22 protein-coding genes are annotated in these 24,922 nt (G+C 54.2%); all 22 read right to left on the minus strand.

The annotated features are described in order from the left end of the window. Position 1: 1 nt before the first annotated feature. The 22 genes from gmd to gyrA all read right to left on the minus strand — a co-directional run bounded on the left by gmd (position 2) and on the right by gyrA (position 24,883). Positions 2-1,120 (minus strand): GDP-mannose 4,6-dehydratase, encoded by a 1,119-nt coding sequence (gene gmd / locus HU762_RS12070; RefSeq protein WP_186636999.1) that lies wholly within the window; start codon positions 1,118-1,120, stop codon positions 2-4. A gap of 4 nt (positions 1,121-1,124) precedes the next feature. Next, entirely contained in the window at positions 1,125-2,027 is a 903-nt protein-coding gene (locus HU762_RS12075; protein ID WP_346656869.1) for a glycosyltransferase family 1 protein, read from the minus strand. 381 nt (positions 2,028-2,408) lie between these two features. Then, complete coding sequence (locus tag HU762_RS12080; protein ID WP_186637003.1) at positions 2,409-3,827, minus strand: hypothetical protein; 1,419 nt, start codon at positions 3,825-3,827, stop codon at positions 2,409-2,411. Positions 3,828-3,858: 31 nt separating this feature from the next. Next, a complete protein-coding gene (gene pseI / locus HU762_RS12085) occupies positions 3,859-4,920 on the minus strand; it encodes a pseudaminic acid synthase (RefSeq protein ID WP_186637006.1) in 1,062 nt (353 codons plus the stop codon). Then, positions 4,917-5,558, minus strand: a complete 642-nt coding sequence (locus HU762_RS12090) for a formyltransferase family protein (RefSeq protein WP_186637009.1) — start codon at positions 5,556-5,558, stop codon at positions 4,917-4,919. Before HU762_RS12090 ends, pseI begins: the two co-directional genes overlap by 4 nt. Positions 5,559-5,560: 2 nt before the next feature. Further along, positions 5,561-6,673, minus strand: a complete 1,113-nt coding sequence (gene pseG / locus HU762_RS12095) for a UDP-2,4-diacetamido-2,4,6-trideoxy-beta-L-altropyranose hydrolase (RefSeq protein WP_186637018.1) — start codon at positions 6,671-6,673, stop codon at positions 5,561-5,563. A gap of 5 nt (positions 6,674-6,678) precedes the next feature. After that, positions 6,679-7,380: a pseudaminic acid cytidylyltransferase gene (pseF, locus tag HU762_RS12100; protein WP_186637024.1), complete on the minus strand. Its 702-nt coding sequence runs from the start codon at positions 7,378-7,380 to the stop codon at positions 6,679-6,681. Continuing rightward, positions 7,377-8,534 carry a UDP-4-amino-4,6-dideoxy-N-acetyl-beta-L-altrosamine transaminase gene (pseC, locus tag HU762_RS12105; RefSeq protein WP_186637032.1) on the minus strand — a complete coding sequence of 386 codons (1,158 nt, stop codon included), beginning with the start codon at positions 8,532-8,534 and terminating at the stop codon, positions 7,377-7,379. The genes pseF and pseC overlap by 4 nt, the downstream gene beginning before the upstream one ends. A 3-nt stretch (positions 8,535-8,537) precedes the next feature. Further along, positions 8,538-9,536, minus strand: coding sequence for a UDP-N-acetylglucosamine 4,6-dehydratase (inverting) (gene pseB, locus HU762_RS12110; RefSeq protein WP_186637035.1), 999 nt, complete (start codon positions 9,534-9,536; stop codon positions 8,538-8,540). A 32-nt stretch (positions 9,537-9,568) separates the two neighbouring features. Further along, a complete protein-coding gene (locus HU762_RS12115; protein WP_186637039.1) occupies positions 9,569-10,825 on the minus strand; it encodes a hypothetical protein in 1,257 nt (418 codons plus the stop codon). Positions 10,826-11,217: 392 nt separating this feature from the next. Continuing rightward, entirely contained in the window at positions 11,218-11,415 is a 198-nt protein-coding gene (locus HU762_RS12120; protein WP_186637042.1) for a hypothetical protein, read from the minus strand. Between the two features lie 126 nt (positions 11,416-11,541). Beyond that, entirely contained in the window at positions 11,542-12,612 is a 1,071-nt protein-coding gene (locus HU762_RS12125; RefSeq protein WP_186637044.1) for a Wzz/FepE/Etk N-terminal domain-containing protein, read from the minus strand. 191 nt (positions 12,613-12,803) lie between these two features. After that, entirely contained in the window at positions 12,804-13,028 is a 225-nt protein-coding gene (locus HU762_RS12130) for a LapA family protein (protein ID WP_186637393.1), read from the minus strand. Positions 13,029-13,053: 25 nt separating this feature from the next. Beyond that, a complete protein-coding gene (gene ihfB / locus HU762_RS12135) occupies positions 13,054-13,350 on the minus strand; it encodes an integration host factor subunit beta (RefSeq protein WP_003199243.1) in 297 nt (98 codons plus the stop codon). A gap of 144 nt (positions 13,351-13,494) precedes the next feature. Then, positions 13,495-13,773: a hypothetical protein gene (locus tag HU762_RS12140; RefSeq protein WP_186637047.1), complete on the minus strand. Its 279-nt coding sequence runs from the start codon at positions 13,771-13,773 to the stop codon at positions 13,495-13,497. A 194-nt stretch (positions 13,774-13,967) separates the two neighbouring features. Then, the gene (gene rpsA / locus HU762_RS12145) at positions 13,968-15,653 is read right to left on the minus strand and encodes a 30S ribosomal protein S1 (RefSeq protein ID WP_016770920.1); all 1,686 of its coding nucleotides are present in this window, start codon (positions 15,651-15,653) and stop codon (positions 13,968-13,970) included. A gap of 119 nt (positions 15,654-15,772) precedes the next feature. Beyond that, positions 15,773-16,462, minus strand: a complete 690-nt coding sequence (gene cmk, locus HU762_RS12150; RefSeq protein WP_030141014.1) for a (d)CMP kinase — start codon at positions 16,460-16,462, stop codon at positions 15,773-15,775. Then, a complete protein-coding gene (locus HU762_RS12155; protein WP_238340381.1) occupies positions 16,459-18,666 on the minus strand; it encodes a bifunctional prephenate dehydrogenase/3-phosphoshikimate 1-carboxyvinyltransferase in 2,208 nt (735 codons plus the stop codon). Before HU762_RS12155 ends, cmk begins: the two co-directional genes overlap by 4 nt. 28 nt (positions 18,667-18,694) lie before the next feature. Further along, a complete protein-coding gene (gene hisC / locus HU762_RS12160) occupies positions 18,695-19,807 on the minus strand; it encodes a histidinol-phosphate transaminase (RefSeq protein ID WP_186637053.1) in 1,113 nt (370 codons plus the stop codon). A gap of 13 nt (positions 19,808-19,820) precedes the next feature. Next, a complete protein-coding gene (gene pheA, locus HU762_RS12165; RefSeq protein WP_003199233.1) occupies positions 19,821-20,915 on the minus strand; it encodes a prephenate dehydratase in 1,095 nt (364 codons plus the stop codon). Further along, complete coding sequence (gene serC / locus HU762_RS12170) at positions 20,915-22,000, minus strand: 3-phosphoserine/phosphohydroxythreonine transaminase (RefSeq protein WP_186637055.1); 1,086 nt, start codon at positions 21,998-22,000, stop codon at positions 20,915-20,917. Before serC ends, pheA begins: the two co-directional genes overlap by 1 nt. 228 nt (positions 22,001-22,228) lie before the next feature. Continuing rightward, a complete protein-coding gene (gyrA, locus tag HU762_RS12175) occupies positions 22,229-24,883 on the minus strand; it encodes a DNA gyrase subunit A (RefSeq protein WP_186637058.1) in 2,655 nt (884 codons plus the stop codon). Positions 24,884-24,922: the final 39 nt, after the last annotated feature.

The raw sequence follows: 24,922 nt of genomic DNA on the forward strand, positions 1-24,922 counted from the left end.
ATCAATTCTCCACAGCGACCGGAACTTCATGACCGTGCTGTTTAAGCAAGGCATGGCGCCGAGCGGCCTTGAGGTCTTCACGGACCATTTCGGCACACATTTCCTGCACAGTGATTTCCGGTACCCAACCAAGGTTCTTCTTGGCTTTGCTCGGATCACCCAGCAAGGTTTCAACCTCGGCAGGCCTGAAATAACGCGGGTCGACACGGACTATTACGTCCCCGACATTCAATGCCGGTGCCAACTCGCCATCAATGCGCTCGACCACACCGCGCTCTTCTACACCCTCGCCTTCAAAGCGCAGGGAGATCCCCAGCTCAGCTGCGGACCAACGCACGAATTCACGCACCGAGTATTGAACACCTGTGGCGATTACATAATCTTCCGGTTGGTCCTGTTGGAGCATCATCCACTGCATGCGTACGTAGTCCTTAGCATGCCCCCAGTCGCGCAATGCGTCCATGTTGCCCAAAAACAGACACTGCTCCAGTCCCTGAGAGATATTCGCCAGGGCTCGGGTAACCTTGCGTGTTACAAAAGTCTCGCCACGACGTGGGGACTCATGGTTGAACAAGATTCCGTTACAGGCGTACATGCCATAGGCTTCGCGGTAATTCACTGTGATCCAGTAAGCATACAGTTTTGCCACGGCATAGGGGGAACGAGGGTAGAAAGGAGTCGTTTCCCTTTGCGGAGTCTCCTGCACAAGACCATACAACTCAGAAGTAGATGCTTGATAGAAACGGGTTTTTTTCTCCAACCCCAACAAGCGAATAGCTTCAAGAATCCGTAAGGTGCCCATCGCATCGACATCAGCGGTGTATTCAGGAGACTCGAAACTCACCGCAACGTGAGACTGGGCCCCTAGATTGTAGACCTCATCCGGCTGAACTTCTTTGATGATTCGGGTGAGGTTCGAGGAATCGCTCAGGTCGCCATAATGGAGGACAAAATTGCGGTCATCTACATGCGGATCTTGGTAGATATGATCGACTCGTTGGGTGTTGAAGGAAGAAGCACGGCGTTTGATTCCATGGACTTCGTAGCCTTTTTCGAGCAGGAGCTCGGCAAGATATGAACCGTCCTGACCAGTCACTCCAGTAATAAGGGCTTTTTTCATTAGATTAATTCCATATTTTCTGCCCTAACAGCTCTTCATAAACTGCAAGGGTCTTATTAAAAGTCTCATCCCAGCTGAATTTCTCAGCCTGAATTCTACCACGGCCAACAAAGTCACTGCGATTATCTGTCACACAGAAGAACTCGATAGCACTACGCATCTCCTCGACTTCACCACACTCCAATAGTATTGCGGCGTCTCCCGCAACCTCAGGTATTGAAGATGAATTAACCGCAACGACAGGACAGCCTGCGCGCATAGCCTCCAAAACAGGAATACCGAACCCCTCATACAGAGATGGGTAAACCAAACAAATGGAACGATTGTATTCTAGATTAAGTTGTTCATTCGTCAAATATCCAGCGTGAGAATAACGCCCTGGAACTATGCGCTCCAGCATATCAAGCTCGTCAGCATCAAATTGCCCCCCACCAACGCACAAAAGTTTAACCCCGCTTAAACCTTCAAGAGCTAGGACAGCATTAGTGAAGTTCTTATATCCTGCTCTCGCACCTACAAAAAGAACCTGAGGGCCTAGCGAGACGTCTTCCAGTGGATAATATGCATCCGACACACCATTATGAATCACAACTACGTTATCATCAGCGCGCAAACCGGAAAACTCCAGAAGATCACGGCGCGTGCTTTCAGACACACAAATAATTTTATCTGATCCCTTTATCGCCTTGTTTTTTTGCCACGAATGCACTACTCGCCGCAAACCAGAGGAGTAACGCTCATAAGTATAATCATGCACTGTTGTAACGACTGAGCAGGAACGCTCTACCGGCAGCCTATAATAAGTCGAATGAAATATATCATATCCCGGGCCGGTCCTGACCGACCTATATCGGTCGAAACTTTTACAACTCATACTCACATTCAACTCATAGCTTCCGACGGGCATGCGAGATATAAGTTCGTTAAACAGAACCGAGATACCGCCACCGGCTTGCAACTTATATATAACACCATCATAAAATATCAAAGCCACCACCTCAATAAAATCAAACCACTCTTTTTCAGCACCCCGCTCCTTACAAAAAGGAAATAACCGGAGCGAAAAGCATTTCCAGAACTATCCAGAGTACAAAACGCAACAAAAAACAAAACAAAAAAAACTACGACAATCCTTAGGCGACATACACCGTTGCCCAAATAGCAACACACATCCGAGCAGTCGTTGGTGAAAACAATCCTTAACGACTAAAGAACATAGCCATCATAACAACCACTAAACACCCAACAGACTGAAAACCATATAAGCCTCCACAAGAGCACCTTACCGCTAGAGACATATCTCGGGATAAATATTTTTCGCCGAATCGATAGCCTCTTTTTGAGAAGCCATTAAATTTAACCGACCCGTCCGCGTATACAAATAAAAAGCAGCTAAAAAATCAAGATTGTACTCGCGCCCAACGGTCATATTTTCAGCCTTCCCTTTGGTTAACAAATCAAAAATCTGAGTTGGATTTTCAATACGAATTACATCAGGGTGAAACTCATAAAACACACGACCAAACAGATAAACTTTCTTATCCAATAAAAGCGCCTCATAACCAACGGTACTTGTAAGAGTAATTACCGCTTCTGAATTTTTAATTAGTGTTTTTGTAGGCGCGTCGGGCGCCAATAATTTGACATTCGGAAGTGCAGCTAGTTTCTTATAGAACTTAAGTTCTGGAAAAGCAAAGGCACTCATATGGTCTTTAACATATAGAACTGTTCCCTGCGGAAGATTAAACGCGATGTTCCTTATGACCTCATATTCATTCAAATATGCACCAGCCAATATCGAAGTAGAAGCTTCGGGATGAAAATGTAATGGATACAAGAAAAAACGATCCAGAGGGACAGGCTTTAGATAGTAGCGAGCGACGAATCCAACCTTTAGTTTCCGATAAAAATTCCGCTTAAACATCTGAAATGAATGTTTTAAAGGGTTGCCAATTTGAAACGAATGCTTGTGATCATCATTAAGATGTCGAATAATTCTAAATAACTTACGTAGCTTCTCCATATTAAAATAGCGTTTAAAAATATCTACCTTATCAAGGCGATTAAAGCTCATATAGTCCGGCGTTAGATTTTCTATATTATCAAGATACTGCTCACACCAATCTTTGACGCTTTTATCAACCAACAGCCGCCCGGAGGATATATCGGACATAATATTTTCGATTTTTTTAGACTCAGCACAAGGATCATCTGTGATTACAAAGCGTCCCGGCAATCTTGAACCCATGAGCCCTTTATAAGAAACACCATGTTTAACACAAACAAAATAAGCAAAATGAGCAAAGGCATTAGACACACCTTCATATACAACTAAACTTATCTCGCCACCCAAGATCACCTTCTCAAAAAAACTCAACAAAGCACTTTTAAGACGCTCATAAAACTGCAGATCGCGCCCCCCAGCTATCTTGTAGGTCTCCGCTCTCTCATAATCCGAAAGCAACGCTGAATTTAAGTTACAGTCAGAATAGCGGGCAAGCAACATATGATCCGTAAGATGCGCGGAAAAAAAAGATGAGAACTCGTAAACTTCACATCCCAACTCGCCTAAATTATTTTGATCTTTTGAAAACTCACTATCAACCGCAACTGAAAACTGATGGCCATCCGAACTGAACAATTGCATGAGCGCATTAAAGAATCGATGGTAGCCAGGCGCTCCATTTGACAACAACAGTATATTCATTGCACCACTCCCCAACACCGATGATCGCCAATTATTCTCGGTTGTCTCTAAAAACATCCCAAGTAACAGCAGTGTTTACATCTACATCGACCGAGAGTTCGCGGCCAAGCAGTTCTTTCATAATTTTAGGAGGCAAACCAAATCCAGGTCTGACGCTTCGGATTGAGTCAGGTGTAACAACATCCCCAGCTTTCAAAGCTTTAATGAAATACAGGGATCGCCGAAACTGCACATTCCCTTGTTCGCTAGACTTCCGACCGTAATCAACCTTCCCAAGCGCAGCCCATGCAATCTTACTATCCCGACACAAAGCTACCAGTTCTGCAGGCTCAAGTGAAAAACTGTCGTCGGGGCCACCACCGCTCCGATCAAGAGTGAAATGTTTTTCGATGATTGAAGCTCCCAGCGCAACACTGGTTATCGCCGTAGTGTTATCCAAGGTATGGTCGGATAAGCCCGTTACTAATCCATGACGCTTGATCATGTCAGGTATAGTATGCAGATTGTAATCAGCTGCTGGGGCAGGATAACCACTTACACAATGAAGTATCGCCAGCTCCTTACACCCACCTTCACGCGCAGCCTCAATAGCTTCTGCTATCTCTTCGGCGTCAGCCATCCCAGTGGAAATAATCATAGGCTTACCGGTACTGGCTACATATTTAATAAGTTCCAAATCAACGGCTTCAAAAGAGGCAATCTTATAAGCCGGTGCATTCAGATCCTCAAGAAAATCAACTGCCGTGTTATCGAAGGGTGAGCTAAAAATTGTTAGATCTAATTTTCGGGCATAGTCAAAGAGCCGTCCGTGCCATTCCCAAGGAGTATGAGCCCACTCATAAAGCTCATACAGAGTCTTGCCATCCCACAACCCTCCCCTGATCTGAAAATCTGGAGCATCGGAGTTTAGCGTAATGGTATCAGGGCGGTAGGTTTGAATCTTTAAAGCGTCAGCGCCAGCTTTCTTTGCCATCTCAATAATTTTGAAGGCAACATCTAAACGGCCATTATGATTTGCCGACATTTCCGCGATAATATAAGGAGGAAAATCACTTCCGATTTTTTGGCCATTAATTGAAATAATTTTATTCATTTCGAAATTTTCTCTATCGTCAGTTTATAGGTATGGCCATGCATATTAAAAAATGCTGGAAATCGTTCAGGATCACTCACTCGAATTAGATCAAACTGACTAGCTATGCTACTCTCTGGATCCAACTCACTATCTTTCGGCACCCGCCGGGAATAATATGTTGGCGCCATATCAGTTTGCGGAGTCGGTCTTACACAATGAAACTGCTCCACGGCGAAACTCATCAACTCATATTCAGCGGCAAACAGCGATTCATTTATTTCATGACATAAAGCATGCTTCGGAATCTCAACTCTTAACTTATTCCATATATGGCCACTATCGACCTTATCCTCAGCCTCTAACAAAGTCACGGTTATTTCTCGAGCACCTTCAATAATAGCCCATACGTGAGGGCTCCACCCACGACCTCTAGGTAAATCACTCGCGTGGATTACCAATACCTTTTGAAATTTTTCACGTTCTTCTAATCTAATTATCTCGGCGCAGGAAATAAGAAATAATAAATCGCCGCCGATTAACTCAGATCTACTTCTCACTAAAGCAATATCATGCAGTGGTCCGTAGCTCTCAATCCAACGCCTCAACATAAAATTTACTGGATGCTTTTCCGAATTGCACAAAATAGTAATCTTCATAGTCAACTTCTTTCTTTGATGCGAGTAACTACGGCCATACACCCTGTACCATCAGTAACATTTGCAGCCGCAGAGCTGATACGCTTTTGCATTTCCTTATTTTTTGCAAAGCTCTCGATTGTCGCTTTTATATTCGCACAGAAATCAATTGCATCATGACACCCCAACAAAATAGCCGCGCCGCTGCTATGCAATGCATCTCCGATTCGGGACTGATTATCGGCAAGAACAACCATTAAACTTGGCAACCCTAGGCAACATCGCTCCCATGACGTACTACCTGCGGCACCAATCGCTAAGTCGCTGGCTGCCATCCTTTTGGCCATGTCGCTGATATTAAAAACGACCTCAGTTGGATAAGGAATCTCCTTTGCCAGGCATTGTACATTTGCCAACCAAGGTGCAGCCGCACCCATTACGACAGTTATATGGACATCCTCTGGTAATAGAGTCGCCTTCAATGCGTTCAGAACCAGCCCTGTCGCATTGTTCTCATCAACCCCTCCCATTGTGATCAACAAGTTTTTCAGGTTTGGTGTCGTACGACGCTCCAAGCTATAACTCCGCAGTTCGGAAAACTCGGAGCGTAGCAAGGCATAGGCCGGACCAGTTAATAGTTCACAATCCAAAGGGACAAGCGGGGCATAGTCTAAGGGTTGTCGCCCCAAATTCTGGTCGAGTAACAAATCACAGAGGTGTTGACGGTCAGCCAAGTCATCAATAACCATAAGTTTCCGGCAAAACTGCTTAGCATTTTTCTCCCAGCACACATTTAAAGCATAATGGTCAACAATGAGCCAGTCAGGCTTTAGCAACTCAAGTATCGACCCGCTTGCAAGTGCATCTTGCTCTTGCGTCGCGCCTAGCCAATGATCGTGTATAAAAACGCCACTTATTTTTTTTTGTTCATCGTATTTAACATCTGTTTCAACTGGCAATTTATGAGCGATAAAACCTTTATCACTAATAAAAGCTAGCAAATTCCCCGGGTGCTCCCGACAAATAAAGTGGCAATCAGCCCCCTCTGCCCGAAGAGCTTCAGCTAGCGTCAAGCAACGCATGACGTGCCCACTGCCAATTTGCAGCGAAGCATCAGCCCGGAATACAACCTTCATTCCGTTCACCGCTGACTTGACTCAGCTTGAAAAGCTTTGTACAACCATTCGGCTCGAGTCCAGTCTTCGGGTGTATCGATATCCTGCACGCGGTGACGCGGTAATAAAACCGCACTGGATTCAGGGCTGAAGATCATTTTCCCTTCCAGCCAGCCGCTTGCCTGTCCCCAGTAAAATTGGCCGGCGTCGTGATAGCTGCATTCAAGGTCTTGAGAACGGGTGCTGAAATGTTCAGGGCTGAACATTTCAACACGCCCCGCTTCTGTCAAGCGGATCGCCCGCTGTATCGGAAATGCGTAACTGGTCACCGAAAATGCGTACTGGCTACCGGTTTGTTCAAGGATATCCAAACCACGACGCAAATCTTCAGGACTAACGAACGGTGCGGTTGCATACAAACAGCATACTTGGCGAGCATCAAACCCATCAGCCCTGCAGCATTCGATGGCGTGCTGAATCACCGGTATGGTTCCGGTGTAATCATCTGATAATTCCGCAGGACGCATAAACGGAACACTGGCTCCGTATTGGCGAGCGACTTCTGCTATTCCCTGATCGTCGGTAGAGACAATGACTTGATCAAAGCACCCGCTTTGCAATGCGGCTTCGATTGACCAGGCAATCATGGGCTTCCCGCAGAATATTTTGATATTTTTCCGCGGTATGCGCTTGCTGCCACCTCTGGCAGGAATGACGGCCAATTTCATTGATGCAAAGCCTTGGCGATAGCGGCTACTACCTGATCCTGCTGTTCGTCACTCATTGTCTGGAACATTGGGATGCTAATTGCCTCGCGGTAGTACGCTAACGCCACTGGGAAATCCTCAGGCTTGAAGCCCATCTGCGCGTAGTAAGGCTGAGTGTGAACCGGAATGTAATGCAGGTTAACGCCAATTTCTTGCTCACGCAGCGATTCAAATACCTGGCGGTGGGTCTTACTGATTTTATCCAATTGCAAACGAATCACATAAAGATGCAGACCCGAATAGCTGTCAGCGTGTTGCCAAGGGACAGTGACTGGCAATGTCGCCAACAAATCGTCGTAACGCGCAGCTAACTGATGGCGGCGGCCGACGTATTGGTCCAGACGCTCCATCTGACTAACGCCCAAGGCAGCCTGCAGTTCGGTCATTCGGTAGTTGAACCCCAAATCAATCTGCTGGTAATACCAGGGACCATCCGACTGAGTCATTTGTTGAGCATCGCGGGTAATGCCGTGGCTACGTAGCAGAGCCATTTTATTAGCCAGCTCAGTATTGTTGGTCAACACCATGCCGCCTTCGGCAGTGGTAATGATTTTTACCGGATGAAAACTGAATACAGTGATGTCGCTGTATTTCCCATTTCCGATAAATTCGCCTCGATATTTGCCACCGATAGCATGAGAGGCATCCTCAATGACTTTGAACCCATAGCGCTTCGCCAACTCGTGAATTGCTTGCATGTCGCAGGGCTGACCGCAGAGATGGACCACCACGACAATTTTGGGCAGCGCACCCTCCCGCTCCGCCTGCTCCAACTTGCGCTCCAGCGCCAGCGGGCAAAGGTTGTAGCTGCGTGAATCGATATCAACGAAGTCAACCTGCGCGCCGCAATAAAGACCGCAGTTGGCAGAAGCCACGAAGGTTACAGGGCTTGTCCATAAACGATCACCAGTACCCAACCCCAGTGCAAGACAAGCGATATGCAACGCGGACGTCGCGCTGTTCACCGCCAGCGCATGGCTGGCTCCGACATGCCGGGCAACCTGCTGCTCGAAGCGCGGCACCATCGGGCCTTGGGTGAGAAAGTCGGATTGCAACACCCCAACCACCGCATCAATGTCAGCTTGGGTTATATCCTGGCGACCGTACGGGATCATGTATTAAATACTCCCGATCTTGGTTTCGTTAAGGGTGATCCAACTTTTCAGCTCTTCGTCGCTCATCCACTCAGTGTTGTTGTCACTGGCGTAGACGAAGCCTTCAGCGACCTTTTTGCCGTCTTTGATGCGCTTAGGGCAGGTTGCCCATTCGTTAATAACCGGCAGAATCTTAAAGTGCTCAGGATACTCGTACGTGTAGTAGGAATCTTCAGCGCTGATCATCTGTTCATGCAGTTTTTCGCCGGGACGAATGCCAACGATCTTCTGAGTAGCTTCAGGTGCAACGACACGAGCTAGATCCGTCACTTTCATTGATGGGATCTTCTTCACATAGATTTCGCCGCCTTCCATGTCTTCGAAGGCATGCCAAACCAGCTCAACGCCCTCTTCCAAAGAGATCATGAAACGGGTCATGCGCTCATCCGTGATCGGTAATTCCCCTTTGTCCTTGATCGACATGAAGAACGGAATGACCGATCCGCGCGACCCCATCACGTTGCCATAACGTACTACTGCCATGCGGGTTTCATGCCCGCCAGCGTAGGAGTTACCGGCGACGAACAACTTATCGGACGCCAACTTGGTAGCGCCGTACAGGTTGATCGGGCTGCTGGCCTTGTCGGTGGACAACGCAACAACGCGCTTGATGCCTTTGTCGATACAGGCATCGATCAGGTTCATGGCGCCATTGATATTGGTCTTGATGCACTCGAAGGGATTGTACTCCGCAGTCGGCACTATCTTGGTCGCCGCTGCGTGAACCACATAATCAACACCGTCCAAGGCCCGGTACAAGCGCTCCTTGTCGCGGACGTCGCCGATGAAGAATCGAACGCGGGAATCACCTTCGAATTTTTTCGCCATATCCCATTGTTTCATTTCATCTCGGGAGAAGATGATGATCTTTTTCGGGTTGTATTTGGCTAGGGTCATTGGTACAAACGTGTTACCAAAAGAGCCGGTGCCACCGGTGATGAGAATGGTTTTATTGGTGAACATTGACGCGTCCCTTGGTTGCTTCCTGCACAAAGTCAGGATTGGAAAAAACGGTAAGGTACCGGGGTGAGGCGATAGAAGCTCCACGTCTTCCAGCACAGAACGACAAAGAAGCTGACACACAGCCCTAGCGGCACCGCGAGATGAGGCAAAGTTTGCGCAAAATTCCAAGTCGCCAGAACGAAAATGATCAAACTGGCTAGGTGGCTATGAATGATCGGCTTATCTCGGCCTTGGGCATATAACCCATAGTGGGGAATCATGCCCAGGGCGTAGAGCACCGTAGCGAAAAGGATCCAGACGAAAAGCCCCTGCTGCTCACTGTAAAGTGGCTTGCCCAGCCAAGCCAGCAATGGACCTATCGTAATCAGTGCGACTGCCGAAAAGGCGCCGCAAAGACCAACGGTCTGCCACAATAACCCGCGCATACCTTGATGAAAACCGATTGGATCGCGCCGCTGGTACGCGCTGATCAACCCTGGATAGATAAATGTAAATACACCTGCATCCAGAAATGACATCAACGCCATACTGACGCCCATGAACAAGACATATGCACCCAGCACGTCCAATCCTGCAAGGTCTTGGAACCAGTAGCGGTCCAGGGTGAAGACCCCCCGAACGGCCAAGGTCGCAATCAGCAACGCTGACGCTACCTTTAGTCCCTTGATGATCCACGTCCAGTCAATATCTTGTCGCCAACCAGATAGTCCCATGCGTTTGATGCGGTGTATACCCAGCAAAAGCGCTGTCGCCGATCCCAGCGTCCAAGCGCCAAATACCATGTCTAGATTTCGTGTGCCAGGTTCAACGAACATCAATCCCGTGATCAGGACGGCCCAGACTCCTGAGCGAAAGAACAGTACCAGGCTCGCAAAAAGTTGATCCGAAACCGCAATCAGCAAACGACCCAATTCCTGAGTCAGATGCTCAAGTATTAGTAAAACGAAGAACCAGCCGACAATCTTCATCGGGAGCAAGCCTTTGATAAAAACCAAACTCAGCAGCGGCAAAAAAATGACGTAGAGCACCAAGGTCAACGCTGCTTGGGCCTTGAGTAGCCCGCCCCACTCGTGACGCTCGCGCTTAAGCAGTTCACGAGTGCTATAGGTATAGAAATCGAACCCGAGCAAATACAGAGAGTAGCCAACTGTGGCAGCCAATAAACCGTAGATACCCAGCTCAGCGGGCTCAAGGAATCGAGCAAGAAAGAAGATCAGCAAAAATTTACTGACAAGCGTCAAGCCACGAATTGCAATATTAGAAAGCTGTAATAAATTTCGAGCGAACATTAAGTTGGTCTATTCACGTTCGTACCTGATAGCTGCCGGATGAGAAGCACCTTTCATCCCTGTGTTAGGCCTTTGGCACGCTACCGCCCAAGATTTCACCGTCGGTTTCCTGAGAATGCATTCACCCAGCTGTCTATCGTTTCCATCTTTGTGATTCCGTGACTACAGGACAATATCGGCCAACGGCACACTGATCTGCTGTTGGTGATTCAACACATTGATCAGCCAAATGACTTTGCTCATCCCCTTCCATAGCCAGAGACAAAGCGTCTATCAGCATGGCGGCCATGCTGGAGAGACAATCAGCCTGAGCATATTATGCCTGCTCTTGAGCAAAATGGCTTTAGGGCTATCCACTTAAGCGCCCGGGCGCTGATACTTGCCAATGGCCATCATTGGTAGTCGGTGCCCGTTTTCTCCGGGCAGCTCATTTTTTGATATAGGATATAAGCGCCGGCGCGATCAACAGGTTGAGCTCCAAACCTATCAAAGGGCACCAGACTAACGCGCAACACGTTAAAATTAGTAGCCAACCAGCCGTCAAGCTCCCCGAAGCCGCAGTCGTCTAATGATATGTAGATTTTTTTCATACACATAAAAAAACCTGTCTGCATGGGACTAGCACCCAATGCGGCAGGCTCGATAAAAATGAACAGGAGGCACTCGCTTTTATGACCGACAACTACCAGTCATGGCTCACGCCGATGGAGTACCGTTCAACCACGATTTATCTGCTCACCTAGTAACTCTTCCTGATTTCGGGTCGACACGAACCGGATCAAGGCGAAAAATCCGCCCGATAGAAGCCCTGTCAAGACCCCCAACACTAAGATTAAGCTCTTTCTAGGCTTAACCGGACTCTCCGGAACCTCAACACTACCATCCTGCCGATAAACCGAAATCAACTCAGCATCAATATTCAACTTACGATAAAAGTTATACCGCATCTGCAACGTCCGCAGATCCGATATAAACGCATCATCCGACGCCCTGGACTCCAACGTCTGAATTTCAGCAGCCAATGCCTTACTGCCGCGCTGGTAATCCATCTTGCTGCCGGTATCAACCGTAATATCCACCGCAGCGGAAGAGTTGATAGTTGGCGTAGTCAAACCAATCGCCTCAGCGATTTTCAGTGCTTCACGCAGCTGTTGAATCCGGTCCTCGCGTATCCGCTGCGCAGTCTCACGCAAGCTGACGATACGCTGCTCCAGATTACGAGCTCTCACGGAGGCCTCGGTCGTGACGTTCTTGATCAGCTCCGACTCGGCCGCCTGACTAGCCCGCGCTACGTAGGCCTTGGCCCATTCGGTAGCCTTTACCGGATCGCCGCTTTGAACCGTGACCGAGAAACGATCAGGGGTATCCTTGCCTGGCCCCTTGACCACCAGCTCTCGCGAGAACCGGTCATACAGGCGATCGAGCGCGCCCTTTCGCTGGGACTCATCGAGCGAGGGGAGGTAGATTTCGTTAAAGAAGGTCTGGCGAAGGGATTCGCCTTGTAGGTTACGAGCAAACACCTCGTAAACATGTTTGATGGAATAAGTTTCGAGTTCGGTGCTTTTACCACGGCCATAGTTCAACTCAGCAATACCGTTCTGAGTGGGCGGCATGATAAAAAGCTTTGCTTCATAGACAGGTTTGCTGAGGAACGCGTAGGCGGCTGCGCCAGCAGTGACCAAAAGGGTAATGGCGATGATCAACCACTTTTGCGCCCAAAGACCGCGCGCAAGGGCAATGAGGTCGATTTCATCGTCGTCGCGCACTGCAATACGATTATCTTGCATGGATAGCCTCGCTCCCTTTTCTCAGCTTTGCGCTTACAGACAGGCTGGACGCATTAAAAGGTAAGACGGGCAAGTCCCCGGCGGACACGACGGTCGTTTGTATAGGATTTATTAGATACAAAAACACACACCCATAGTCAGAAAATTGCGGCAGTGATCCTTACTCCGAGACTACTGGGCTCACACGTCCTTTATTTCAGTCGCCGACCTCTCCCGGCGAACCACGCCAACAGGGGGCCAATGATCATTCCAGAGAGGAGCGCCAGCAACAAAAAAACCGAAACAGGAAGTTGCGGTGCCGACCATCCCAAGAACAACAGCGCGACAGGCTGATTGTTTTCAAGTACGAACAGTACGATAGCTGAAGCCACGAGCACCGCAAGTACGACAAACGCAACGCGCCTAAAGTTCCGCATGGACACCTCTTTCCTGGGGGTTGCGTCAGAGCTCATCGCCCTCCTCCTCATTCACGCGATCGCGAAGCTCTTTGCCCGGTTTGAAATGTGGGACAAATTTGCCATCGAGGCTGACGGATTGGCCGGTCTTTGGGTTACGGCCAACACGCGGGGCGCGGTAATGCAGGGAGAAGCTGCCGAACCCACGGATTTCGATACGATCTCCGGTTGCCAGGCATTGGGACATTTGTTCAAGCATGGTCTTGATGGCCAGCTCCACATCCTTGGACGAGAGCAGTCCTTGATGGGTGACAATTCGTTCGATCAACTCCGACTTCGTCATGTTTTTCCCTTCTTTTTCAAGCAGCTAGGAAAATCGCTTCAAAGGTTTTAGCATGCCCGGAGGAATTTGAACAGCCCAACTATTGACATATCTACCGCGCGCCCTGATGCCCCTTTTCTGTGCAGGCAGTAGAGATTCAGCCGACTAGCGGCACATGACCAGCATTGTGCGGGTGAGGTAACCCGCCGGATTGAAGCCGAAGGGATATTGGTCCTCGTCCTTTGCGTCATCGGACCGGGTTATCACCCTGTAGCCTGCGCCCTTGCACTCCTTGGCCGCGCGCTTGTGGCACTTCTCCCAACCGGAGCCCAACCCTGAGCAATCGATCTCGATGCCGCTGACGCCACGCACCGCGTGGGTCTTGGCGCTGGTTGCGCAGCCTGCCAGCATCAGGACAATCGCTGCTAGTAAGAGCTTATTCATTCAGATCCTTATAATGAGAGACAGATGCTGCCTCGAATGTTTTTGATCTGCTTCATAAAAGAGACAACCCGGCTGATCGGTGGTTTCGCATCGCCTGGAAAGCCCAGCGAAAGTAGCTCACCTCGCAAAGCTTGAAAAATCGCAGCCACAAAAAAGGGCGACCGAAGTCGCCCTTTTTAATGATCAAGCAGAACTCAGTTCTGTTTGGCCATTGCTTGACGCAGCAGTGCCGCCATAGTGGTGTCAGCTGCTTCGCCTTCCGGAGCTGCTTTCAGGCTCTGGATGGCTTCTTTCTCTTCAGCATCGTCTTTCGACTTGATCGAGAGCTGGATTACGCGGCTCTTGCGATCAACGCTGATGATTTTGGCTTCAACTTCCTGGCCTTCTTTCAGAACGTTGCGCGCGTCTTCAACGCGGTCACGGCTGATTTCGGAGGCTTTCAGGGTAGCTTCGATGTCGTCGGCCAGAACGATGATGGCGCCTTTGGCGTCAACTTCTTTCACGGTACCGGTCACGATAGCGCCCTTGTCGTTAACCGAGACGTACTCGGAGAACGGATCGCTTTCCAGTTGCTTGATGCCCAGGGAGATGCGCTCGCGCTCTGGGTCAACCGACAGGATAACGGTGTCCAGCTCGTCGCCCTTCTTGAAACGGCGTACGGCTTCTTCGCCCACTTCGTTCCAGGAGATGTCGGACAGGTGAACCAGGCCGTCGATGCCGCCGTCCAGACCAATGAAGATACCGAAATCGGTGATCGACTTGATGGTGCCGGAGATTTTATCGCCCTTGTTGAACTGGCCAGAGAAGTCTTCCCATGGGTTGGACTTGCACTGCTTGATGCCGAGGGAGATACGACGACGCTCTTCGTCGATGTCCAGAACCATGACTTCCACTTCGTCGCCGACTTGTACGACTTTCGAAGGGTGGATGTTCTTGTTGGTCCAGTCCATTTCGGAAACGTGTACCAGGCCTTCAACGCCTTCTTCCAGCTCAGCGAAGCAGCCGTAGTCGGTCAGGTTGGTAACACGAGCGGTGACGCGGGTGCCTTCTGGGTAACGGGCTTTGATAGCGACCCATGGATCTTCACCCAGTTGCTTGAGGCCCAGGGAAACACGATTGCGTTCGCGATCGTACTTCAGAACCTTGACATCGATCTCGTCGCCAACGTTGACGATTTCCGAAGGATGCTTGATACGCTTCCAGGCCATGTCGGTGATGTGCAGCAGGCCATCGACGCCACCCAGATCGACGAATGCGCCGTAATCGGTGAGGTTCTTGACGATACCCTTGACCTGCTGGCCTTCCTGCAGCGATTCCAGCAGAGCTTCACGCTCGGCGGAGTTCTCGGCTTCCAGGACACTGCGACGGGAAACGACAACGTTGTTGCGCTTCTGGTCCAGCTTGATGACCTTGAATTCCAGCTCTTTGCCTTCCAGGTGCGTGGTGTCGCGCACTGGACGGACGTCAACCAGGGAACCTGGCAGGAACGCACGGATGCCGTTAACGTCGACAGTGAAGCCGCCCTTAACCTTACCGTTGATAACGCCCTTGACCACTTCCTCAGCTGCGAAGGCCGCTTCCAGAACGATCCAGCACTCGGCACGCTTGGCTTTTTCACGGGACAGCTTGGTTTCACCAAAGCCGTCTTCAACCGAGTCCAGCGCCACGTGAACTTCGTCACCGACGTTGATGTTCAGTTCGCCAGCGTCGTTGTAGAACTGCTCAAGCGGGATCAGCGCTTCAGACTTCAGACCAGCGTGGACGGTTACCCAGCGAGCTTGGTAATCGATATCAACGATGACGCCGGTGATGATGGAGCCTGCCTGAAGGTTCAGGGTTTTCAAGCTTTCTTCAAAGAGTTCCGCAAAGCTTTCGCTCATTTTAATTCCTGTTGATTAGGGCGAAGTAAACGCCCATCTCCACACCCCAGACGATGTGGGTTAGTTTCATATAAAAGAAGCGCCGCAGGACTATGACTGGTCCCCTGCGGAGCTTCCTGTCACCCGGCGATATCGCGGAGTGCGATCTCGCTCATGATGCGTTGCAGCACCTGATCGATGGACAACTCCGTGGAATCCAGCTGTATCGCATCGGCCGCCGGCTTTAGCGGGGCTACTGCGCGCTGGGTATCACGCTCGTCGCGTGCACGGATCTCATCTAGCAGACTCGACAGACTAACATCCTCGCCTTTGCCCTTCAACTGCAAATAACGGCGGCGAGCCCGCTCCTCGGCACTGGCAGTGAGGAAGATCTTTAGCGGCGCATCGGTAAACACCACCGTGCCCATGTCCCGGCCATCAGCCACCAGGCCCGGCGGTTCCTGGAATGCCCGCTGGCGCTGCAGCAACGCTTCGCGCACCGCCGGCAGCGCGGCAACCTGGGAAGCCCCGGCGCCGACGCTTTCGGTGCGGATGACGTCGCTGACTTCATCACCTTCCAGGATGATCCGTTGCAACTGGCCATCAGTGGCCGCAATGAACTGCACGTCCAGGTGCGCGGCCAGTGCCTTGAGCAACTCCTCGTTGGTCAGGTCGACGCCATGGTTGGCGGCGGCGAAGGCCAGCAAACGGTACAGGGCACCGGAATCGAGCAGATTCCAGCCCAATTGCTTGGCCAGCATGCCGGCGATGGTGCCTTTGCCCGAGCCGCTTGGGCCATCGATGGTGATGACCGGTGCCTTGATGTTCACGACTGTGCCTCTTGTGCTACTCGAATACCAACCTGTGCGCAAAGCGCCAGGAAGTTCGGGAACGACGTGGCGACGTTGGCGCAATCATGGATGCGGATCGGCGCATTGGCGCGCAGGGACGCAACACTGAATGCCATGGCGATGCGATGGTCGCCGTGCCCATGGACTTCGCCGCCGCCAATCTGGCCGCCGTCGATGATGATGCCGTCCGGCGTCGGTTCACATTTGACGCCAAGCGCCAGCAGGCCGTCCGCCATCACCTGGATGCGATCCGATTCCTTGACCCGCAGCTCTTCGGCGCCAGTCAGTACGGTGCGGCCTTGCGCGCACGCAGCCGCCACGAACAGCACCGGGAATTCGTCGATTGCCAGCGGAACCAGCGCCTCGGGAATCTCGATACCCTTGAGTTTAGCCGCTCTTACGCGCAAGTCAGCCACCGGCTCACCGCCGACTTCCCGCTGGTTTTCCAGGGTGATGTCGGCGCCCATCAGGCGCAGGATGTCGATCACGCCGGTACGGGTCGGGTTGATGCCAACGTGTTCAAGTACCAGGTCGGAGCCTTCGGCAATCGACGCCGCCACCAGGAAGAATGCCGAGGATGAGATATCGCCCGGCACTTCGATGTGGGTCGCGGTCAGCTTATTACCTGACTCGACGGACGCCGTGGCGCCTTCGACCGTGACCGGATAACCAAAACCACGCAGCATGCGCTCGGTGTGGTCGCGGGTCGGGGCCGGCTCGGTGACAGTGGTCTTGCCCTCGGCATAGAGGCCGGCCAGCAGCAGGCAGGATTTCACTTGGGCACTGGCCATCGGCATGGTGTAGGTCAAGCCCTTGAGCTTGTTACCACCGCGAATGGTCATCGGTGGACGACCTTCGGCGGCCGTCTCGATCACCGCGCCCATTTCCCGCAACGGGTTGGCAACGCGGTTCATCGGACGCTTGGACAGCGAGGCATCGCCGGTCAAGGTGCTGTCGAAATCCTGGGCGGCCAGCAGGCCGGACAACAGGCGCATCGAGGTGCCGGAATTGCCCAGGTAGATCGGGCCCGGCGCGGGTTTGAGGCCGTGCAGGCCGACACCATGAATCGTCACTCGACCGTGGTGCGGTCCTTCGATGACCACGCCCATGTCGCGGAACGCTTGCAGCGTCGCCAGGGCATCTTCGCCCTCGAGGAAACCTTCCACCTCGGTCACGCCTTCAGCCAGGGAGCCGAGCATGATCGAGCGGTGGGAAATCGATTTATCGCCCGGTACACGAATCCGCCCACTCAAGGAGCCACCAGGTTGTGCCAGGAAAATCAGATCGTTGGAGTTCATAGCGTCCACATAGGCCCGACGGGCCAGGATTTTACTGAAATGCTCGCGGGCCACCCTGGCGCGTGTGAAAACGCCCAGCAATTGGTGCCCGTCCCCTGCATCGACCGCGTCGCGCAAGGCGTCGAGATCGCTGCGAAATGTATCGAGTGTGCGCAGGACAGCTTCGCGGTTGGCGAGGAAGATGTCGTGCCACATGACCGGGTCACTTCCCGCGATTCTCGTGAAATCGCGGAAACCGCCGGCAGCGTAACGGAAGATCTCAAGATTTTCATTGCGTTTGGCCAATGAATCCACCAGGCCGAACGCCAACAGGTGCGGCAAATGACTGGTGGCGGCCAAGACTTCGTCGTGTCGCTCGACCTGCATGTGCTCGACATCGGCACCCAGCTCGCGCCACAAGCGGTCCACCACCGCCAGCGCCGCCGGATCGGTCTGTTCCAGCGGCGTCAGTATGACTTTGTGACGACGAAACAGCTCGGCATTGGACGCTTCCACCCCGCTCTGCTCGGAACCGGCAATCGGATGACCGGGCACGAAACGCGCCGGCATGCCGCCAAATGCCTCGGTGGCCGCGCGCACGACATTGCCCTTGGCGCTGCCGACATCGGTGAGAATCGCCTGCCCCAGGTCCATGCCGGCCAAGCGGGCGAGCAGTTTCTCCATGGCGAGGATCGGCACCGCCAGCTGGATCACGTCCGCGCCTTGGCAAGCGCTCAGCAAATCGTCTTCACAGCGGTCGACCACGCCCAACTCTACCGCCAGCTTGCGCGAGTGCGGATCAAGGTCGACGCCGACGACTTCACGGCACAGCCCGCTTTCACGCAGGCCCTTGGCGAACGAACCACCGATCAATCCCAGGCCGACCACCACCAGGCGACCGATCATAGGTGCCGCAGGTTGCAGCGAGGTGACATCAACCACGAGCCAGGACCTTGCTCAACGCCTCGAGGAAACGGCTGTTTTCCGCTGGCAGGCCAATGGTGATACGCAGGTGGTTCGGCATGCCGTAGTTGGCCACCGGACGCACAATCACGCCCTCGCGCAGCAAGCCCTGGAAGATTGGCGCCGCGACACGGCCCAGATCGACGCAGATGAAGTTGCCCTTGGAGGGGATCCAGCTCAGGCCCAGTTCGCGAAAACCGGCTTCCAGCTGCTGCATGCCGGCCTCGTTCAAGCGGCGACTTTCAGCCAGGTAGGCCTCGTCCTGCATTGCCGCACAAGCGGCGGCCAGGGCGAAGCTGTTGACGTTGAACGGTTGGCGCACGCGGTTCAGCACGTCGGCCACCACCGCCGTGGACAAGCCGTAGCCGACCCGCAGCGAGGCCAGGCCATAAGCCTTGGAAAAGGTGCGCGAGACCAGCAGGTTCGGGTAGGCCGCGAGGAAATCCAGGCCATCGGGCAAGTCGCTGCCTTCGGCGTATTCGATGTAGGCCTCGTCCAGCACTACCAGCACGTGCTCGGGCACGTCCTGTAGAAAGTCATCCAGCGCCTGGGCACCGAACCAGGTGCCGGTCGGGTTGTTCGGGTTGGCGATGAAGACCACGCGGGTATTGGCGTCGATGGCCGCCAGCATGGCAGGCAGATCGTGTCCCCAATCCTTGGCCGGAACCACATGGGCGTCAGCACCGACAGCCTGGGTGGCGATTGGATAGACGGCAAATGCGTGTTCACTGAACACGGCGTTGAGGCCCGGTGCCAGGTAGGCACGGGCGACCAACTCAAGAATATCGTTGGAACCGTTGCCCAGGGTTACCTGGTTCAGCTCGACGCCGCAGCGCTCGGCCAGCAGGCTTTTCAGCGCAAAACCGTTACCGTCGGGATAACGGGTCAGCTCGGCCAACTCGTCGCGGATCGCCGCGAGCGCCTTGGGGCTCGCGCCCAGCGGATTTTCGTTACTCGCCAACTTGACGATGCTGGCCGGGTCGAGGTCCAGCTCGCGGGCCAGTTCGTCCACAGGCTTGCCTGGAACGTAAGGCGAGAGTTGTTGCACGCCTGGCTGAGCCAGTGCGAGGAAGTTGCCACTCATTAGCTATCCGCCCTTAAAGAACTGCCTTGGGGTAGGAACCCAGCACCTTGAGTGCCACTGCTTCCTGACTGATTTTCTCCAGCACACCTTTTACCAGCGGATCGCGGTGGTGGCCGACGAAATCGATGAAGAACACGTAGGTCCATTTACCGCTGCGCGACGGACGGGTCTCGATCCGTGTCAGGTCGATGCCATTGTCGTGGAACGGCACCAGCAGCTCATGAAGCGCGCCAGGCTTGTTGCTCATGGAGACGATGATCGAAGTCTTGTCGTCGCCGGTTGGCGGTACTTCCTGGCTGCCGATCATCAGGAACCGCGTGGAGTTGTCCGGACGGTCCTCGATTTTCTCGGCCAGGCGCGTCAGCCCGTAGAGGCCGGCGGCCATGTCGCCGGCAATCGCCGCTGAGTTCCACTCGCCCTTGACCCGCTTGGCCGCTTCGGCGTTGCTCGAAACCGCCACGCGCTCGACGTTCGGGTAATGGGCGTCCAGCCACTTGCGGCACTGGGCCAGGGACTGGGCGTGGGAATAGATGCGGCTGATGCTGTCGGTCTTGGTGTTCTCGCCGACCAACAGGTGATGGTGGATGCGCAGCTCGACTTCGCCACAGATCACCATGTCGTGCTCAAGGAAGCTGTCCAGCGTGTGGTTGACCGCGCCTTCGGTGGAGTTTTCCACCGGCACCACGCCAAAATTCACCGCGCCGGCCGCCACTTCGCGGAAGACTTCGTCGATGGCGGCCATCGGCTTGCTGATCACCGCGTGGCCGAAGTGCTTCATGGCCGCTGCCTGGGTGAAGGTGCCTTCCGGGCCCAGGTAGGCGACTTTCAGCGGCTGCTCAAGGGCCAGGCACGAGGACATGATTTCGCGAAACAGCCGCGCCATCTCTTCGTTGCCCAGCGGTCCCTTGTTGCGTTCCATGACGCGCTTGAGCACTTGGGCCTCGCGCTCAGGGCGATAGAATACCGGCACTTCGCCTTCGGCCAACGAAGCCATTTTCACCCGGGCGACTTCCTGGGCGCAGCGTGCGCGCTCGCTGATCAGCTCCAGGACTTTCTCGTCCAGGGCGTCGATGCGCAGGCGCAGCGCCTTGAGTTCTTGCTCAGACATCAGCCATGTTCCTTCTCGAACTCTGCCATGTAGGCGATCAACGCATTGACGGCGTTGATGTCGACGGCGTTGTAGATGGAGGCGCGCATGCCACCGACCGAGCGGTGGCCCTTGAGATTCAGCAGGCCGCGCTCGTCGGCACCGGCCAGGAACGGCTTGTCGAGACGATCGTCAGCCAGGCGGAACGGCACGTTCATCCACGAACGGTCGGATTTGTTGATCGGGTTGCTGTAGAGGCCGCTGGCGTCAATGAAGTCATACAGCGTGCGCTGCTTCACTTCGTTGAGCTTGCCGATGGCTTCGACACCGCCCTGCTCTTTCAGCCACTCGAACACCAGGCCCGAGAGGTACCAGGCCAGGGTCGGCGGGGTGTTGTACATCGAGCCGTTGTCGGCAGCGACCTTGTAGTTGAGCATGGTCGGGCACAGGGAACGGGCGCGACCGAGCAGGTCTTCGCGAATGATGCTGACCAGGATGCCGCTCGGACCGATGTTTTTCTGCGCGCCGGCGTAGATCATGCCGAAACGGGAGATATCCACAGGACGCGAGAGAATGTCCGAAGACATGTCGGCCACCAACGGCACGTCACCGGTTTCCGGGATCCAGTTGAATTCCAGGCCGCCAATGGTTTCGTTTGGCGCGTAGTGAACGTAGGCCGCGTCCTTGGACAAGCTCCACTCATTCTGGCCGGGGATGGCGAAATAATCGTAGGGCTTGGCGCTGGCCGCGACGTTGACGTGACCGTAGCGCGACGCTTCCTCGATGGCTTTCTGCGACCAGATGCCGGTGTCGATGTAGTCGGCCTTGCCGCTTTCCGGCAGCAGGTTCAACGGGATCTGCGCGAACTGCTGGCTGGCGCCGCCTTGCAGGAACAGCACTTTGTAGTTGGACGGGATGTTCAGCAGATCACGCAAGTCCTGCTCGGCCTTGGTGGCGATGGACACGAACTCATCGCTGCGATGGCTCATCTCCATGACGGACAGGCCCTTGCCATGCCAGTCGAGAAGTTCACCCTGGGCACGCTTCAGGACCGCTTCAGGAAGCGCCGCCGGGCCGGCACAGAAGTTATAGGCTCTCTTGCTCACATCCAATCTCGCTCTGATCTGGTGGTCACATCAATCTTTTGGTCTGCGGATGATCGTTCCCACGCTCTGCGTGGGAATGCATCCAATGACGCTCTGCGTCATGGGACGCGGAGCGTCCCGAGCGGCATTCCCACGCAGAGCGTGGGAACGATCCTGTGCAGTGTCGCAAATTTTCAAACGGGACAAACAACAAGGGGGCGAATCTTCATCCGCCCCCTGCATGTCCGCTTAGTCCTGCGGTTCTTCTTCGTCTGCGGCAGCGTCGAGCGGTTGGTCGCCGGTCATGTCGTCAACGTCGGTAGCAAGAGTACCGTCGAACTCCTCGCCTTCCAGCGCTTCGCCTTCGACTTCCGACGGCTCCTGGACCCGCTCAAGCCCGACCAGCGTTTCGTCGCTGGCGAGTTTGATCAGCGTCACGCCCTGGGTGTTACGCCCCAGGCTCGACACTTCAGCCACACGCGTACGCACCAGGGTGCCCTGGTCGGAAATCAACATGATCTCCTCGCCATCGAGCACCTGGACCGCGCCGACCAATCGGCCGTTACGGTCGTTGCTGACCATTGCAATCACGCCTTGGCCGCCACGCTTGTACTCAGGGAACTCGCTGATGGCCGTGCGCTTGCCATAACCACGGGCCGAAGCGGTGAGGATCTGGCTGCCTTCTTCCGGGATCAGCATGGAAATCAGCTTCTGCCCTTCCGGCAGGCGCATGCCACGCACACCACGGGCGGTACGGCCCATGGCGCGGACATCGGATTCCTTGAAGCGCGTGACCTTGCCGCCGTCGGAGAACAACATGACTTCACGCTCGCCGTCGGTGATGGCAGCGGAAATCAGCACGTCGCCTTCGTCCAGCTCCAGGGCGATCAGGCCAACACTGCGCTGGCGGCTGAAGGATTCCAGCGGGGTCTTCTTCACGGTGCCCTTGGCGGTGGCCATGAAGATGAAGTGACCTTCGGTGTATTCCTCCACTGGCAGCATGGTGGTGATGTATTCGTCACTGTCCAGCGGCAACAGGTTGACCAACGGACGACCGCGAGCCGCACGGGACGCCTCAGGGATTTCGTAGGTCTTGAGCCAGTACACCTTGCCCTTGCTGGAGAACAGCAGCAGCGTGGTGTGGCTGTTGGCGACCAGCAGGTGAGCGATGTAGTCCTCGTCCTTGACGCCGGTGGCCGACTTGCCTTTGCCGCCGCGACGCTGGGCCTGGTAGGCCGCCAGCGGTTGGGTCTTGGCGTAGCCGCCGTGGGAAATGGTCACCACGCGTTCTTCTTCCGGGATCATGTCACCCAGGGTCAGGTCCAGGCGCGCATCGAGAATCTCGGTGCGGCGCACGTCGCCGTATTCGGCGCGGATCACTTCCAGTTCTTCGCGGATCACTTCCATCAGGCGCGTGGCGCTGTTGAGGATGCGGATCAGCTCGCCGATCTGGTTGAGGATCTCCTGGTACTCGGCCAGCAGCTTCTCGTGCTCCAGGCCGGTCAAACGGTGCAGGCGCAATTCGAGAATGGCTTGCGCCTGTTCCGGCGACAGGAAGTACTTGCCTTCGCGCAGGCCGTATTGCGGATCGAGGTTCTCGGGACGGCACGAATCGGCGCCGGCACGTTCGACCATCGCCACCACTGCCGAGGACTCCCAAGGCGTGCTGATCAGCGCTTCCTTGGCTTCCGACGGGGTTGGCGAGGCCTTGATCAGGGCGATCACCGGGTCGATGTTCGACAAGGCAACGGCCTGGCCTTCGAGAATGTGGCCTCGCTCGCGGGCCTTGCGCAGCTCGAATACGGTACGACGGGTCACCACTTCGCGACGGTGACGCACGAAGGCTTCCAGCAGGTCCTTGAGGTTCAGGATCCGCGGACGGCCGTCGATCAGCGCGACGATGTTGATACCGAACACCGCTTGCAGCTGGGTCTGGGCGTAGAGGTTGTTGAGGATCACCTCCGGCACTTCGCCACGGCGCAGCTCGATCACGACGCGCATGCCGTCCTTATCGGACTCGTCACGCAGCTCGGTGATGCCTTCGAGCTTCTTCTCTTTTACCAGCTCGGCGATCTTCTCGATCAGGCGGGCCTTGTTCAGCTGGTACGGCAGTTCGGTGATGACGATCTGCTGGCGGCCACCGACCTTGTCGATGTCCTCGATGGTCGAACGGGCGCGCATGTAGATGCGACCGCGACCGGTGCGATAAGCCTCGATGATGCCGGCGCGACCGTTGATGATCGCGGCCGTCGGGAAATCGGGGCCGGGGATGTATTGCATCAGCTCATCGATGGACAGCTCGGGATTGTCGATGAGGGCCAGGCAACCGTCGATGACTTCACCGAGGTTGTGCGGCGGGATGTTGGTCGCCATGCCCACGGCGATACCGCTGGAGCCGTTGACGAGCAGGTTCGGGATACGCGTCGGCATGACCGCCGGGATCATCTCGGTGCCGTCGTAGTTCGGCACCCAGTCCACGGTTTCCTTGTGCAGGTCAGCAAGCAGCTCGTGGGCCAGCTTGGTCATGCGCACTTCGGTGTATCGCATGGCCGCGGCGTTGTCGCCGTCCACCGAACCGAAGTTGCCCTGGCCGTCGACCAGCAGGTAGCGCAGGGAGAACGGCTGCGCCATCCGGACGATGGTGTCGTACACGGCAGTGTCGCCGTGGGGGTGATACTTACCGATCACGTCGCCGACGACACGGGCGGATTTCTTGTACGGCTTGTTGAAGTCGTTGCCCAGCTCGCTCATCGCGAACAGCACGCGCCGGTGCACGGGCTTCAAGCCATCGCGCGCATCCGGCAGCGCCCGCCCGACGATTACGCTCATTGCGTAGTCGAGGTAGGACTGTTTCAGCTCGTCTTCGATATTGACCGGGAGGATTTCTTTGGCCAGTTCGCCCATGAGAAGCCTGATTCCTTTTTCTGGTGAAACCTCGTCACG

It is taken from the genome of Pseudomonas sp. SWRI92 (assembly GCF_014268685.1).
Lineage (GTDB): Bacteria > Pseudomonadota > Gammaproteobacteria > Pseudomonadales > Pseudomonadaceae > Aquipseudomonas > Aquipseudomonas marvdashtae.

What these genes read in the sequence shown, in the direction of transcription:
- HU762_RS12130 (WP_186637393.1), bottom strand. Translation starts at nt 13,028, where the DNA reads ATGCGGAACTTTAGGCGCGTTGCGTTTGTCGTACTTGCGGTGCTCGTG.
- hisC (WP_186637053.1), bottom strand. Translation starts at nt 19,807, where the DNA reads ATGAGTGGCAACTTCCTCGCACTGGCTCAGCCAGGCGTGCAACAACTC.
- pseF (WP_186637024.1), bottom strand. Translation starts at nt 7,380, where the DNA reads ATGAAATTGGCCGTCATTCCTGCCAGAGGTGGCAGCAAGCGCATACCG.
- HU762_RS12120 (WP_186637042.1), bottom strand. Translation starts at nt 11,415, where the DNA reads ATGAAAAAAATCTACATATCATTAGACGACTGCGGCTTCGGGGAGCTT.
- HU762_RS12115 (WP_186637039.1), bottom strand. Translation starts at nt 10,825, where the DNA reads ATGTTCGCTCGAAATTTATTACAGCTTTCTAATATTGCAATTCGTGGC.
- HU762_RS12155 (WP_238340381.1), bottom strand. Translation starts at nt 18,666, where the DNA reads ATGATCGGTCGCCTGGTGGTGGTCGGCCTGGGATTGATCGGTGGTTCG.
- rpsA (WP_016770920.1), bottom strand. Translation starts at nt 15,653, where the DNA reads ATGAGCGAAAGCTTTGCGGAACTCTTTGAAGAAAGCTTGAAAACCCTG.
- HU762_RS12140 (WP_186637047.1), bottom strand. Translation starts at nt 13,773, where the DNA reads ATGAATAAGCTCTTACTAGCAGCGATTGTCCTGATGCTGGCAGGCTGC.
- gyrA (WP_186637058.1), bottom strand. Translation starts at nt 24,883, where the DNA reads ATGGGCGAACTGGCCAAAGAAATCCTCCCGGTCAATATCGAAGACGAG.
- HU762_RS12075 (WP_346656869.1), bottom strand. Translation starts at nt 2,027, where the DNA reads ATGCCCGTCGGAAGCTATGAGTTGAATGTGAGTATGAGTTGTAAAAGT.
- pheA (WP_003199233.1), bottom strand. Translation starts at nt 20,915, where the DNA reads ATGTCTGAGCAAGAACTCAAGGCGCTGCGCCTGCGCATCGACGCCCTG.
- gmd (WP_186636999.1), bottom strand. Translation starts at nt 1,120, where the DNA reads ATGAAAAAAGCCCTTATTACTGGAGTGACTGGTCAGGACGGTTCATAT.
- HU762_RS12090 (WP_186637009.1), bottom strand. Translation starts at nt 5,558, where the DNA reads ATGAAGATTACTATTTTGTGCAATTCGGAAAAGCATCCAGTAAATTTT.
- ihfB (WP_003199243.1), bottom strand. Translation starts at nt 13,350, where the DNA reads ATGACGAAGTCGGAGTTGATCGAACGAATTGTCACCCATCAAGGACTG.
- HU762_RS12125 (WP_186637044.1), bottom strand. Translation starts at nt 12,612, where the DNA reads ATGCAAGATAATCGTATTGCAGTGCGCGACGACGATGAAATCGACCTC.
- pseC (WP_186637032.1), bottom strand. Translation starts at nt 8,534, where the DNA reads ATGATCCCGTACGGTCGCCAGGATATAACCCAAGCTGACATTGATGCG.
- pseI (WP_186637006.1), bottom strand. Translation starts at nt 4,920, where the DNA reads ATGAATAAAATTATTTCAATTAATGGCCAAAAAATCGGAAGTGATTTT.
- HU762_RS12080 (WP_186637003.1), bottom strand. Translation starts at nt 3,827, where the DNA reads ATGAATATACTGTTGTTGTCAAATGGAGCGCCTGGCTACCATCGATTC.
- pseB (WP_186637035.1), bottom strand. Translation starts at nt 9,536, where the DNA reads ATGTTCACCAATAAAACCATTCTCATCACCGGTGGCACCGGCTCTTTT.
- pseG (WP_186637018.1), bottom strand. Translation starts at nt 6,673, where the DNA reads ATGAAGGTTGTATTCCGGGCTGATGCTTCGCTGCAAATTGGCAGTGGG.